General features: G+C 40.2%; 11 protein-coding genes and 1 riboswitch. Of the genes, 6 read left to right on the forward strand and 5 right to left on the reverse strand.

Translation table 11 applies throughout. The features are described 5' to 3' along the window. Positions 1–18: 18 nt before the first annotated feature. The 4 genes from ACFYKT_RS17765 (at position 19) to asnB (ending at position 5,448) form a co-directional block, all read left to right on the forward strand. Positions 19–1,257: an LL-diaminopimelate aminotransferase gene (locus tag ACFYKT_RS17765; protein ID WP_389222309.1), complete on the forward strand. Its 1,239-nt coding sequence runs from the start codon at positions 19–21 to the stop codon at positions 1,255–1,257. Positions 1,258–1,270: 13 nt separating this feature from the next. Continuing rightward, positions 1,271–2,146 carry a diaminopimelate epimerase gene (gene dapF / locus ACFYKT_RS17770; RefSeq protein WP_389222311.1) on the forward strand — a complete coding sequence of 292 codons (876 nt, stop codon included), beginning with the start codon at positions 1,271–1,273 and terminating at the stop codon, positions 2,144–2,146. 80 nt (positions 2,147–2,226) lie between these two features. Further along, positions 2,227–3,564, forward strand: coding sequence for a type I glutamate--ammonia ligase (gene glnA, locus ACFYKT_RS17775; RefSeq protein WP_389222313.1), 1,338 nt, complete (start codon positions 2,227–2,229; stop codon positions 3,562–3,564). Positions 3,565–3,597: 33 nt separating this feature from the next. After that, positions 3,598–5,448: an asparagine synthase (glutamine-hydrolyzing) gene (gene asnB / locus ACFYKT_RS17780; RefSeq protein ID WP_389222315.1), complete on the forward strand. Its 1,851-nt coding sequence runs from the start codon at positions 3,598–3,600 to the stop codon at positions 5,446–5,448. Between the two features lie 282 nt (positions 5,449–5,730). Here asnB and ACFYKT_RS17785 read toward each other — a convergent pair whose 3' ends face one another. The 3 genes from ACFYKT_RS17785 to ACFYKT_RS17795 form a co-directional block, all read right to left on the reverse strand. Then, on the reverse strand, positions 5,731–6,540 hold the full coding sequence (locus ACFYKT_RS17785) for an ABC transporter permease (RefSeq protein ID WP_389222317.1): 810 nt from the start codon (positions 6,538–6,540) through the stop codon (positions 5,731–5,733). Then, the gene (locus ACFYKT_RS17790; RefSeq protein ID WP_389222319.1) at positions 6,518–7,297 is read right to left on the reverse strand and encodes an ABC transporter ATP-binding protein; all 780 of its coding nucleotides are present in this window, start codon (positions 7,295–7,297) and stop codon (positions 6,518–6,520) included. The genes ACFYKT_RS17785 and ACFYKT_RS17790 overlap by 23 nt, the downstream gene beginning before the upstream one ends. A 91-nt stretch (positions 7,298–7,388) precedes the next feature. Beyond that, a complete protein-coding gene (locus ACFYKT_RS17795; protein ID WP_389222321.1) occupies positions 7,389–8,384 on the reverse strand; it encodes an ABC transporter substrate-binding protein in 996 nt (331 codons plus the stop codon). A gap of 168 nt (positions 8,385–8,552) precedes the next feature. Here ACFYKT_RS17795 and ACFYKT_RS17800 point away from each other — a divergent pair, with 168 nt between their 5' ends. Next, complete coding sequence (locus tag ACFYKT_RS17800) at positions 8,553–9,323, forward strand: alpha/beta hydrolase family protein (protein ID WP_389222323.1); 771 nt, start codon at positions 8,553–8,555, stop codon at positions 9,321–9,323. A 76-nt stretch (positions 9,324–9,399) separates the two neighbouring features. Here the strand turns inward: ACFYKT_RS17800 and pckA are convergent, their stop codons facing one another. Further along, entirely contained in the window at positions 9,400–10,986 is a 1,587-nt protein-coding gene (pckA, locus tag ACFYKT_RS17805) for a phosphoenolpyruvate carboxykinase (ATP) (RefSeq protein WP_389222325.1), read from the reverse strand. Between the two features lie 370 nt (positions 10,987–11,356). Next, positions 11,357–11,472: riboswitch (SAM riboswitch) on the forward strand. A gap of 248 nt (positions 11,473–11,720) precedes the next feature. Between pckA and metK the strand changes: the two genes are divergently transcribed. Beyond that, entirely contained in the window at positions 11,721–12,920 is a 1,200-nt protein-coding gene (gene metK / locus ACFYKT_RS17810) for a methionine adenosyltransferase (RefSeq protein WP_389222327.1), read from the forward strand. A 106-nt stretch (positions 12,921–13,026) separates the two neighbouring features. Here metK and ACFYKT_RS17815 read toward each other — a convergent pair whose 3' ends face one another. After that, positions 13,027–13,539: a gamma carbonic anhydrase gene (locus tag ACFYKT_RS17815; RefSeq protein WP_389222329.1), complete on the reverse strand. Its 513-nt coding sequence runs from the start codon at positions 13,537–13,539 to the stop codon at positions 13,027–13,029. Positions 13,540–13,589: the final 50 nt, after the last annotated feature.

Genomic DNA, 13,589 nt, shown 5'->3' on the forward strand with positions numbered 1-13,589 from the left:
TACAATGGAGGATTTACTATGACAACCGATTATATTCAACAGCTGTTTGCAGACCGTATAGGCGGATCGAATTTTGGGATGGAAGAGGAAATATACAAATTTGAAAAGATTAAAAGAGCGAAAAAAGAAGCTATTCAATCCAACCCAAACATTGAATTGATTGATTTGGGAGTTGGTGAGCCAGATGCAATGGCAGATGCTGCCGTTGTTCTAAAATTAGCAGAAGAAGCAGGTAAGCCTGAAAATCGTTTTTATGCAGATAATGGCATCGCAGAGTTTAAGCAAGCGGCTGCCTCTTATATGGAAAAGGTATTTGGTGTAAGTGATCTTGATCCAGAAACAGAAATCAACCATGTAATTGGTTCAAAAACAGCACTAGCTATGCTGCCGTCAGCTTTTATCAATCCTGGTGATGTTACCATTATGCCATCTCCTTGTTACCCAATTTTAGCTACCCATACAAAATATTGTGGTGGAGATGTGGTTCAGCTTCCAATTACCGAAGAAAATTCATTTCTTCCTGAGCTAGATTTATTGAGTGATAGTGTTCTAGAAAAGGCGAAGCTCTTGTATTTAAATTATCCGAATAACCCGACCGGTGCGGTTGCAACAGCAGAGTTTTTTGAAGAAGTCGTTCAATTTGCTAAGAAGCATCAGCTTATTGTTGTTCATGATGCTGCCTATTCGGCTCTTATATTTGATGGTGAACAGCCGCTTAGCTTCCTATCTGTGCCAGGTGCGAAGGATGTGGGCATTGAGCTTCATTCCTTATCGAAATCATTTAATATGACTGGCTGGCGCATTGGGTTTATTGCAGGGAATCCAAAGCTTGTCAAAGCGTTCGCAACAGTGAAGGATAACAATGATTCAGGTCAGTTTATTGCCATTCAGAAAGCGGCAGCCTATGCACTTTCACATCCTGAAATTACAGAACGTACAGCTGAAAAATATTCACGCCGTCATGATTTATTAGCAAAAGCATTAAGAGAATGCGGCTTTCATGCGGAGAAGCCAAAAGGATCCTTTTTCTTATACACGAAGGCACCTAAAGCAGTAATAGGTGGGCAGGCGTTTCAATCAGCCGAAGATTTCAGTCAATACTTAATAAGAGAGCATTTAATCTCTACTGTTCCATGGGATGATGCTGGTCAATATGTACGCTTTTCCGTAACATTCCAAGCAAATGGAACAGATGAAGAACTTCAAGTGATCGAAGAAATTAAAGCAAGATTAAGCAACGATACATTCGTTTTTTGAAAGGAGGATTTACATGCAATTTACGAAAATGCACGGACTAGGGAATAACTACATTTTTTTTAATCTATTAGAAATGCCGATGGAGAATGAAGATTTTGCAGAGCTTGCAAGAACGGTTTCAGATGTCAATTTTGGCATCGGCTCAGATGGCATTATCTTAATGTGTCCGTCTGATGTGGCTGATTTTAAGATGAGAATTTTTAATGAAGATGGGTCAGAGGGGAAGAATTGTGGAAATGGTTTGCGCTGTGTAGCCAAATATCTTTTCGATCACATGTATGCTACATCAACAAACTTTACGATTGAAACGCTTGGCGGAATCGTCAGCGTGGAAGTCGAAGCAGATAAAAAAAGAGTAGTAAGGCATGTGACAATTGATATGGGAAAGCCTCAGCTATTAAAGGGGATGATTCCGATGAAGGGAGATCCTCTATCCTCTGCCATTAATGAATCTCTTTCTATCGGAGGACAAATTTATCCGATGACTTGTGTGTCAATGGGCAACCCCCATGCGATATTGTTTGTTGATGATGTGAATGAGTTTCCGCTTGAAGAGGTCGGTCCTGTCATTGAATGTGCAGACCTATTTCCAGAGCGGGTCAACCTAGGGATTGTTCAAGTGAAAAATCGCCAGGAGCTTCATTATCGTGTATGGGAAAGAGGTTCAGGCATTACGATGGCATGTGGAACAGGGGCATGTGCAGCTGTTGTCGCAGCTACTTTAAATCACTATGTTGATAGACATATTCCAATCACCGTTCAGCTGCCCGGTGGAAAATTAATGATAAGCTGGGATGAAAATGATCATGTTTGGAAAAGGGGGGAAGCAGCCTACATTTGTCATGGCGAATTAGCTATCGAGGGAATCATTCCAGTTGAAAATAAATAACTATATTGATTTATGCACGCTGTTGATTGGAGCTTCTGGAGCGGAAATCAACAGCCAATTATTAAAAGGAGGAATAGCAGATGACAAAGTCTTATAGTAAGGATGAAATTTTGCAAATTGCCAAAGAGGAAAATGTTCGCTACATTCGTTTGCAGTTTACTGATTTATTTGGAACGATAAAAAATGTAGAAATTCCGATCAGTCAGCTGCCAAAAGCATTGGATAATAAAATGATGTTTGATGGATCATCGATTGAAGGCTTTGTTCGCATTGAAGAGTCTGATATGTATTTATATCCTGACTTGGACACATTTGTTATTTTCCCATGGACAGCTGAAAAAGGCAAGGTTGCCCGCTTCATCTGCGACATTTATCATCCAGATGGCACCCCGTTTGAAGGCGATCCCCGCAGCAATTTAAAACGAATTCTAAACGAAATGAACGCATTAGGATTTACGGATTTTAATGTAGGCCCAGAACCTGAATTCTTCCTATTCAAGCTTGACGAAAGTGGTCAGCCCACATTGGAGCTAAATGATCAAGGCGGCTATTTTGATTTGGCACCGACAGATCTTGGCGAGAATTGCCGTCGTGATATTGTATTGGAGCTTGAAGAATTGGGCTTTGAAATCGAAGCTTCTCACCATGAAGTGGCGCCAGGTCAGCATGAAATTGATTTTAAATATCAAAATGCCCTAAAGGCATGTGATGATATTCAAACATTCAAGCTCGTCGTCAAAACAATTGCACGCAAGCATGGCCTTCATGCGACATTCATGCCTAAGCCATTGTTTGGGGTGAACGGATCAGGAATGCATAGTAATCTATCTTTGTTCAAAAATGGTGAGAATGCATTCTATGATCCTAGTGGTGCACTTGAGTTAAGTGAAACAGCGAGACAGTTTATTGCAGGGATTTTGAAGCATGCGCCGAGCTTTACGGCAATTACGAATCCAACAGTTAATTCGTATAAAAGACTTGTGCCTGGCTATGAAGCACCATGCTATGTTGCTTGGTCTGCGCGCAACAGAAGTCCGCTTATCCGCATTCCAGCTTCTCGTGGATTAGGCACACGTGTAGAAGTGCGAAGTGTCGATCCTGCTGCCAATCCATATTTGGCAATGGCTGTTCTACTTGCAGCAGGCTTAGATGGGATTAAAAATCAATTAACACCAACAGCTCCAGTCGATCGAAACATTTATGTGATGTCTAAAGAAGAGCGTGTTGAAAATGGGATTGCTGATTTGCCGTCCACTCTTGCGCAAGCACTTGAAAATTTAAAAACCGATGAAGTGATAACAAGTGCGTTAGGCGTTCATCTGTTTGAACATTTTATTGAGGCGAAAGAAATTGAGTGGGATATGTTCCGTACGCAGGTTCATCCATGGGAGCGGGAACAGTATATTTTACAATATTAATAGACAAAAAATAATGAAAGAGTGTGATAATCCGTGTGTGGAATAACAGGATGGATTGATTGGCATCGTGATTTGACAAAGGACGAATTCATCGTGGGAAAAATGGCGGAATCTTTAGCTAAGCGCGGTCCAGATGCTTCAAGTGTCTGGAGTGCGCGCCATGCAGCATTTGGTCATAAACGTCTAATTGTTGTTGACCCTGAAGGTGGCGCACAGCCAATGACAAAGGAGAATAGCGGAAAATTTTATACGATGGTCTACAATGGAGAGCTTTATAATACGGAGGATATACGTAAAGAGCTCATCCAAAGAGGATATTCGTTTAAAAGCCATTCTGATACAGAAGTGCTGTTGACTGCGTATATCGAATGGGAAGAAGGCTGTACAGCACATTTAAACGGTATTTTTGCCTTTGCTGTTTGGGATCACCAAAATGAGAAGCTTTTTATGGCGAGAGATCGATTAGGGGTGAAGCCGTTATTTTATAAAGAGGATTCTGGGGCATTATTATTTGGTTCAGAGTTAAAGGCAATTTTGGCGCATCCGAATGTAAAGGCAGAGGTGGACCGTGAAGGGCTTCAGGAAGTGTTCGGACTAGGACCATCTAAAACACCAGGGCATGGAATCTTTCGAGGTGTGAAGGAGCTTCGCCCTGCTCATGCACTCATCTATTCTCGAAATGGAATGAGAATTTGGCGTTATTGGAATGTGGAAAGCAAGAAACATTCAGATTCACTCGACGAAACGGTCGATCAGGTAAGGTTCCTTGTTAAGGATGCAGTTGAACGTCAGTTGGTTGCAGATGTTCCGGTTTGTACCTTTTTATCAGGTGGGATTGATTCAAGCGCCCTGAGTGCCTTTGCTTCAGCTTATTTTAAAAAAGAAGGAAGAGGGCAGCTCCATACGTATTCGATCGATTATGATCGCAATAGTGACTATTTCAAAGCTAGTACGTTTCAGCCTGATCAGGATGGTCCATGGATTCAGAAGATGCAGCAGTATTTAGGTTCGATTCATCACTCAGCTGTCATTGATAATGAGCAGCTGGCAAATCGCTTGAAGGATGCTGTGCTCATGAGAGATTTGCCAGGGATGGCGGATGTTGACTCCTCACTCCTATGGTTTTGTGAACAGATAAAACAAGATTTTACAGTTGCTTTGTCTGGTGAATGTGCAGATGAAATCTTTGGTGGATATCCATGGTTTTATAAAGAGGAATTACTTAATACGGAGGGCTTCCCTTGGATGCGGTCACAAGCTGAAAGAGAACAGCTGCTTCTGCCAAAGTGGCAGGAAAAACTTAACTTACAGAGTTATGTGAAGGATCGATATAACGAAACAGTAGCCGAAACACCTCAATTAGACGGGGAAAGTGAAACAGAAGCTCGCCGCCGGGAAATGTTTTATTTAAATATGGTTTGGTTTATGCAAACACTGCTTGATCGCAAGGACCGCATGAGCATGGGAGCAAGCTTAGAGGTGCGTGTACCATTTGCCGATCATCGCCTTGTTGAATATGCCTGGAACATCCCGTGGGATATGAAAATGCTGAATGGCCGGGAAAAAGGCATATTACGAAAGGCTTTAGAAGGTGTGCTTCCAAATGAAGTACTGTACAGAAAAAAGAGCCCATACCCAAAAACCTATCATCCACAATATATGAAACTAGTAAAAAATAAACTAACAACGATCCTCAACAACAAAACATCTCCTATCCTAGAATTAGTCTCAAAACAAAAAGTCCAAGACATTATCGACTCAGACGGTTCATCCTTCAAAGTCCCATGGTATGGTCAGCTCATGACAGGCCCTCAACTTATCGCTCATCTCTCGCAAATTAATATGTGGCTTGAACATTATAACGTTAATATCGTTGATAACTAAAAGCTGTATTGTTGTCGGTTAAATTGTGAGAACGAAACCAATATACCAAAAAAGTCGTTGATTGGAGCGGAAGGTTGCGAGACTCCAGCGGGAGTAGTGGGACAGCTGAGACCCCACAGGCGCTAGCGCCGAGGAGGCTCAGCGCCCACCCCGCGGAAAGCGAGCACCTGGAGCGGAAATCAACCTCTACCATCTATTTTAATTAGCAACAATATCTGTAAAAGCGTTTTAAAATGAGTATTAATTAAAAAACGGGTCATAGGAGAAGCACTCTTGCTTTTCCTATGACCCATTTTTAATTAGCTTCCTTTCCAATAGCTCAACAAGCTGATACATGACAGTTGCAAATACGGCAATAACGAGTAAGGAAAGCATAACAAGTGTGAAATTAAATACCTGGAACCCATAAATAATCATGTAACCAAGTCCTTTGGACGAAACAAGAAATTCACCAACAATAACACCGACCCACGATAAACCAACATTCACCTTCAAAGTGGATATAATGACGGGAAATGAAGCGGGCAGGATGGCCTCCTTGAAAATTTGGAAGCGGGTCGCACCAAAGGTTTGCAGTACCTTTACATAGTTCGGATCAACTTCCCTGAAGGCTGTATAGACGACAATGGTCGTGATAATAATCGAAATGATCGCGCCCATTGCAACAATAGAAGTGAAGCTGGGACCTAAAGCGACTATCAAAATAGGACCAAGTGCCACTTTGGGCATAGAGTTTAGGACGACTAAATAGGGATCGGATATTTTTGAGATCATTGGTGACCACCAAAGAATGGCTGCCAATAACGTACCTAATACGGTTCCTAAAATAAACCCAAATACGGTTTCTGAAAGAGTAAAGCCTAAATCGATAAATAATGTTCCATCTTGAACTTTTGTTAAGAGCAATGTCCACACTTTAGATGGTGAACTGAAGATTAATGGGTCAATCCACTGCTTACTGCTTGCAAGCTCCCAGCTGGAGAAAAAGACAAGAAAAATGATCAGCTGGTAAAATCGTACCCATTTTTTTTCGCGCTTCAATGATTGCAAGTATCTACGATGCAAATGATCAATATTTGTTTGTTGGTTCAAGAGACTCCAGCTCCTTCCAAACTGTTTGAAAGATACTTGAGAATGCCTCATGGTTGCGCGCATTGAATGGTGTTGCATCTCTTAATTCCTCAGGAATAACAAAGGTTTTATGAAGTTTTCCAGGACTTGAAGAAAAAAGGAAAATACGGTCACTCATCGCAATGGCTTCCCCTATATCATGGGTAACGAGGATTGCTGTTTTTCCAAATGATTTGAGTGTAGTAGAAACAAGATCCTCTAGTTTAAGTTTTGTTTGGTAATCGAGTGCTGAAAAAGGTTCGTCGAGCATGAGCAGCTTCGGCTCAGTTGCTAATGTTCTAACTAAAGCCACCCGCTGTCTCATTCCACCGGATAATTGTTTGGGATACTGCTTCTCTACTCCCTTTAGCCCCATTTTCTCCAGCAAATTAAGTGCATAATCACGATTAAAATCATTGATGTTGCCGCTAATTTTGAAACCTAATAAAATATTTTCCTCAATGGTTTTCCATGGGAAGAGATAATCCTGCTGAAGCATATAACCAATATTTTGCCCTGAGGTCTCTACTTGATTTCCCTCTAGTGAAACGATTCCTTCTGTTGGTTCAAGCAAGCCTGCAATAATCGAAAGCAGGGTTGTTTTTCCGCATCCACTTGGACCGAGGAAGGATACAAATTCTCCCTCCTCGATCTCAAGAGAAATATCGGAGAGGGCCGTTGTAGCAGAGTTTTTTGTAAAATAGGTGTGGTGAATTTCTTGCAAGTTTAAGAAATCCATCGGAACCCTCCTTCGCTAAACGTTTTAGAAATGCAAAATTCTAATCGAACTTGCCATAGAGTAAAAAGTTGATACTCGGGAACGAAAAGATCTACTTCATTACACCTTCAGCAATTTCTGTATTGACGAGCGTCTTATAATCCACTCGCTTAGGCAGTTCGCCAGCTTCTTCCATCACATCTTGCAGGTTATTCCAGCCTTCTTCATCTAAAAGAGGATCAGTGGCGAAGGAACCTTGACTTTTATAGCGATCAACAACCATTTCAATTGTCTCTATATCTGTGTTGTCAAAATAGCCTTTAATGGAATCGGCAATTTCTTTTGCACTATGTGTTTCCACCCATTGCTGTGCCTTATAAATAGCTCTAGTAAACTTTTCAACGGTTTCTTTGTCATCGTTAATTGTACTTTCTTTTGTCATAAACGTTGTGTAAGGAAGATTTCCTGATTCCTCACCGAAAGAGGCGACAATATACCCTTTGCCTTCTTGCTCAAAAACACTAGCAGTTGGTTCGAAAAGCTGGACAAATTCTCCTGTACCAGATGCAAAGGCTGGTGCAATATTAGCGAAATCAACATTTTGAATTAAATTTAGATCTTGATGCGGGTCAATTCCATGTTTTTTCAGAACGAATTCTCCTACCATTTGCGGCATACCACCTTTACGCTGCCCAAGGAAGGTTACTCCTTCAAGTTGATCCCATGAGAAGTTTTCAATCTTCTCTCGGGAAACGAGGAATGTCCCATCTGTCTGTGTAAGTGCAGCAAAGTTGATAACAGGGTCATTTGATCCCTGCGTATACACGTAAATGGATGTTTCGGACCCAACTAGTGCAAAGTCTATACTATCTGACAAAAGTGCTGTCATAGTTTTGTCTCCACCAGCAGTTGTCGTAAGCTCCACATTAAGCCCTTCTTCTTCAAAAAATCCTTTCTCAATAGCTACATATTGCGGTGCATAGAAAATGGATCTTGTTACTTCACCAATTCGAATGTTTTGGACGTCATCTTTTCCACAAGCTGCTAGGGGAATAATAATAATGACAATTAGAAGCAGGGAAAAAGAAACCTTTAGCCACTTTTTCATCCATAAGACCTCCCTTATTCACAATAAATTCTAGCTTCAAAGCCTACCATATCGTATGAAGGTGCAAAAAATGTGTGAATGCCTATATATAATTTTTTTCGCAGATCTTTCGTTTTAGGTTAAGCTAAAATAAAATGGCAAATGGATGAGAAAGGAGATGAACGAAAGTTGGAGCAAATCATACATAAGGAAAGATTTCCATCGCCGAATCCCAGCATTGAGTTATCAATCGTTACATATTACTCTGGTGATTTAAAAGTGAAAGGACTATTAGCTGAACCAAAAGATAATGAAAGTTATGACGGTTTTCTTTACTTGCGTGGAGGAATCAAAAATGTGGGCAAGGTTAGGCCAGGCCGGATTGTGCAGTTTGCATCAGAGGGGTTTATCGTGTTTGCACCCTTTTATAGAGGGAACCAAGGGGGAGAAGGACATGAGGACTTTGCAGGAGAGGATCGAGAGGATGCTTATTCTGCTTTTAAGCTTCTTCAAACCCATTCGCGGGTCAAGGACATTCATGTTTTTGGCTTTTCCAGAGGAGGGGTGATGGCGTTATTAACAGCTATTCATTATCCAGAGACAAAATCTGTTGTCACATGGGGGGGAGTCAGTGATATGTCTCTTACTTATGTTGAAAGATTAGATTTACGGAGAATGATGAAGCGAGTAATTGGGGGAACACCAACGAAATTTCCAGAGCGGTATGAATATCGAACACCACTTTATGAAATAGAAAAGCTTCAAGCCCCAGTATTAATTATCCACGGAGAAAAGGATGAAAATGTTTCAGTTGAGCATGCCTATCGGCTTGAAAAGAGATTAAATACACTAAATCGAAAGATAGAAAGCTGGTACTTCCAAGATTACACTCATTATTTTCCGCCTGTGGTTAACAGGAAGATTGTACAAGATTTAACGAAATGGATGAAAAGACAATAAAAAGGAATGGCCATTATGGACCATTCCTTTAATCGGGGATGAAGCTTAATTTTAAACAACGATATTATGAGTTATATTAAGCGGTGGGGCCGCCTTTTTCTTCTATTTCGGCTGGGACGTTCGCAAATTTCTTGAAGTTTGCACGGAATTTAGCAGCTAATTCCTTTGCTTTTTCTTCATAAGCTTCTTGATTTTCCCAAGTTTTGTTTGGCTGAAGTACTTCATCAGGTACTCCAGGTACATGTAAAGGAATTTCAAGACCGAAAATTTCATCTTTAATTGTCTCTACATTGTTTAATTCACCTTCAAGTGCAGATTGAACCATTGCACGAGTGTATGGAAGCTTCATACGGTTTCCTACACCATATTCGCCGCCAGTCCATCCAGTATTTACTAGATATACTTTCGCGTTATGCTCATCAATTTTCTTTCCAAGCATTTCTGCATATTCTGTTGCAGCACGAGGTAAGAATGGTGAACCGAAGCATGTTGAGAATGTTGCTTCTGGTGAAGTCACACCGCGCTCAGTTCCTGCAAGCTTAGATGTATAGCCGCTTAAGAAATGGTACATGGCTTGTTCTTTTGTTAATTTAGAGATTGGAGGCAGAACGCCAAAAGCGTCAGCTGTTAAGAAAACTATTGTATTCGGGTGCCCAGCAATACTCGGATCAACAATATTATCTATTGCTTGTAGAGGGTAAGCTGCACGTGTGTTTTCAGTTAATGTATTATCATCATAGTCAGCAATACGGCTATCTTTATTGATCACAACATTTTCTAGTACAGCACCAAAACGAATAGCATCGAAAATTTGTGGCTCTTTTTCGCGTGTTAAGTTAATACATTTCGCATAGCAGCCGCCTTCGATATTAAATACGCCGTTTGGAGACCAGCCATGCTCATCATCACCAATTAAACGACGATTTGGATCAGCTGATAAGGTTGTTTTGCCTGTTCCAGAAAGACCGAAGAATAAAGCAACATCACCTTCTAAGCCGACGTTTGCTGAACAATGCATCGGTAGAATGCCGTTTTCAGGCAGTAAATAATTCATAATGGAGAAAATTGATTTCTTAATTTCTCCAGCATATTCAGTACCGCCGATTAAAACCGTACGCTTCTCAAATGAAATAATAATAAATGTTTCAGTAAGAGTCCCGTCCACAGCAGGATTTGCTTTAAAGTTCGGTGCAGAAATAACAGTAAACTCTGCATGATGATCTAATAAGTCTTCATCTGTAGGTCGGATGAAAAGCTGGTGAGCAAACAAGTTATGCCAAGCATACTCATTAATAACTTGAATAGGCAATCGGTGTTTTTTATCAGCACCTGCAAAACCTTTAAATACAAATACTTCATCTTTTTCTTGTAGATAGTTTAATACTTTATCATATAAATTAGAGAAGACTTCCTCAGAAATTGGCTGATTCACATTACCCCAGTCAACTGTATGAATAGTAGACGCTTCTTTCACAATGTACTTATCCTTAGGAGAACGACCTGTATATTTACCAGTAGTAGCAGCAACAGCACCGGTTGATGTAAGGGATCCTTCGTTTCGATTTAAAACCTTTTCAACAAGTTGAGGAACTGATAACTGAATTTGAATATTATTGCCGTTAAGTAACTCGGTTAATTTATTTGGGATACTAACAGAATTCATCTGATGAATACCTTCCTTTATCCAGTATTATTTTTTTGAAAGTGATTACATCTCTTGATTAGTATAACACATTGAGATAATTAGTCTATACTATTGAAGGAATTAATCTTTAAAAATTGCAATTGTCACAATTGGGACAAGCCGCTTTCGCAGATTAAATATTTCCTTCTTATTATATATTCTCAATCGATTTGTTAAACTGATTAGTTGAACAAGGATGATTTATTTGATAACTCTTGAATTGTACGATGGAATGTGTAAGTAATGCAAGAAAACTTAGTATAAGTTAGAAAAGAAATCAATAATTTTATTCATATATTTATTGACGTTAATCATTCTATACGTTATGATTTTACCTTGAACGGATACTCTCTTATCCCGAGCTGGCGGAGGGACAGGCCCAATGAAGCCCAGCAACCTGTTAAAGTTTTTTTTGACAAAGGTGCTAACCTGACGCAAGGACGAAGGTGCCTTGAACGATAAGAGTGAAAGGCGCGAATCGATTTGCTTTCAACCTTTTCACATATGGAAGGGTTTTTTTTGTGCAAATTGGGTGGACGGCTTTTGGAATGCATTTTTAATGTGAGTTTTTCTAGTGCTGTATTTAAATGGTTTAGGGCATGATAATAAAAACTCCATGTTTATTTCATACTACTTAGGGAATGAGTTCCGTATCAATTAGATTGCTTTGGATGAAGTAATCTTGCCCATTATATATATAAGGAGGAATTCAGATGTCAAAAAAAGCTCGTTTGTTTACTTCTGAATCAGTTACTGAAGGACATCCGGATAAAATTTGTGATCAAATTTCTGATGCAATTTTGGATGCTATTTTAGAAAAAGATGCGAATGCTCGTGTTGCGGCGGAAACGTCAGTAACAACAGGTCTCGTTTTAGTTGCTGGTGAAATTACTACTTCTACATATGTAGATATTCCAAAGATTGTACGTGAAACGGTGAAAGAGATTGGCTACACGCGTGCTAAATACGGTTTCGATGCGGAAACTTGTGCAGTATTAACATCTATAGATGAGCAATCTGCTGATATTGCAATGGGTGTTGACCAAGCGCTTGAAGCACGTGAGGGAAAAATGAGTGATGAAGAAATCGAAGCGATCGGTGCGGGAGACCAAGGTTTAATGTTTGGTTATGCTTGTAACGAAACAAAAGAGCTTATGCCATTACCGATTTCATTAGCACATAAATTATCTCGCCGTTTGGCTGAAGTACGTAAAGAAGATATCCTTCCTTACCTGCGTCCAGATGGAAAAACACAAGTAACAGTTGAGTATGATGAAAATGATAAGCCGGTTCGTATCGACACGATCGTTATTTCTACTCAACATCACCCAGAAATTAGCCTTGAGCAAATTCAGCGCAATCTGAAGGAACATGTTATTAATCCTGTTGTTCCGAAAGAGTTGATTGATGAAAATACAAAGTATTTCATTAACCCAACAGGTCGTTTCGTTATTGGTGGACCTCAAGGGGATGCTGGTCTAACTGGCCGTAAGATTATTGTTGATACGTACGGTGGATATGCTCGCCATGGCGGTGGTGCATTCTCTGGTAAGGATCCTACAAAAGTAGACCGTTCTGCTGCTTATGCTGCACGTTATGTGGCTAAGAATATTGTTGCAGCCGAGTTAGCTGAGAAAGTAGAAGTACAGCTTGCTTATGCAATCGGTGTGGCACAGCCTGTTTCAATTTCTGTTGATACATTCGGTACTGGAAAAGTAAGTGAAGACGTATTGGTTGAACTTGTTCGCAAGCATTTTGACCTTCGTCCAGCTGGAATTATCAATATGCTTAACCTTCGCCGCCCAATTTACAAGCAAACAGCTGCTTACGGACATTTTGGACGTACAGATGTGGATCTTCCTTGGGAACGTACAGATAAAGCAGAAGTATTACGTGCAGAGGCACTGAACTAATAGTACAGCGTAAAAAAGGAGTTGCATGTTTATCATGCAGCTCCTTTCTTTGGTTAAAAGGGAATAATTATGTTTATCTTGGGAAATTTAATACAATATCTTCCTTTTACTTTTGAACTGATTTATAATATTGTCCTTTTTCTGCATACTCTCTGCTAATTCGTTCCATCTCTTCAATGTCTTCTGGGGTTAGTGCACGGACTACTTTTGCAGGTCTGCCAAATGCAAGTGTAAACGGAGGGATTTTTTTCCCCCGGGGAATAAGGCTGCCTGCACCGATAAATGCTCCTTCTCCAATTTCTGCTTCATCAAGAATAATCGAGCCCATGCCAATAAGCGCTTTTTTACGAATAATGCAGCTATGTAGAATGACCTGGTGGCCAATCGTGACTTCGTCTTCAAGAATTAATGGATTATTGGGGCTTTGATGAAGAACAGAATTATCCTGGATATTGACCTTTTTTCCGATAATAGTTGGTGCAATATCCCCTCTTATTACAGTATTAAACCACACACTGGATTCTTCCCCAATTTCTACATCTCCTGTAATCGTGGTAAAATCAGCAATAAAGGCTGAATCAGCAATCCTTGGAAATTTATCTTTATATGGATAGATCATTTGTAATGCTCCTTATTTAAGTAGTGTAAATACATTCTAACATACGAGTA

The sequence above is a fragment of the Cytobacillus mangrovibacter genome (assembly GCF_042865275.1).
Classification (GTDB): Bacteria; Bacillota; Bacilli; order Bacillales; family Cytobacillaceae; genus Cytobacillus; species Cytobacillus mangrovibacter.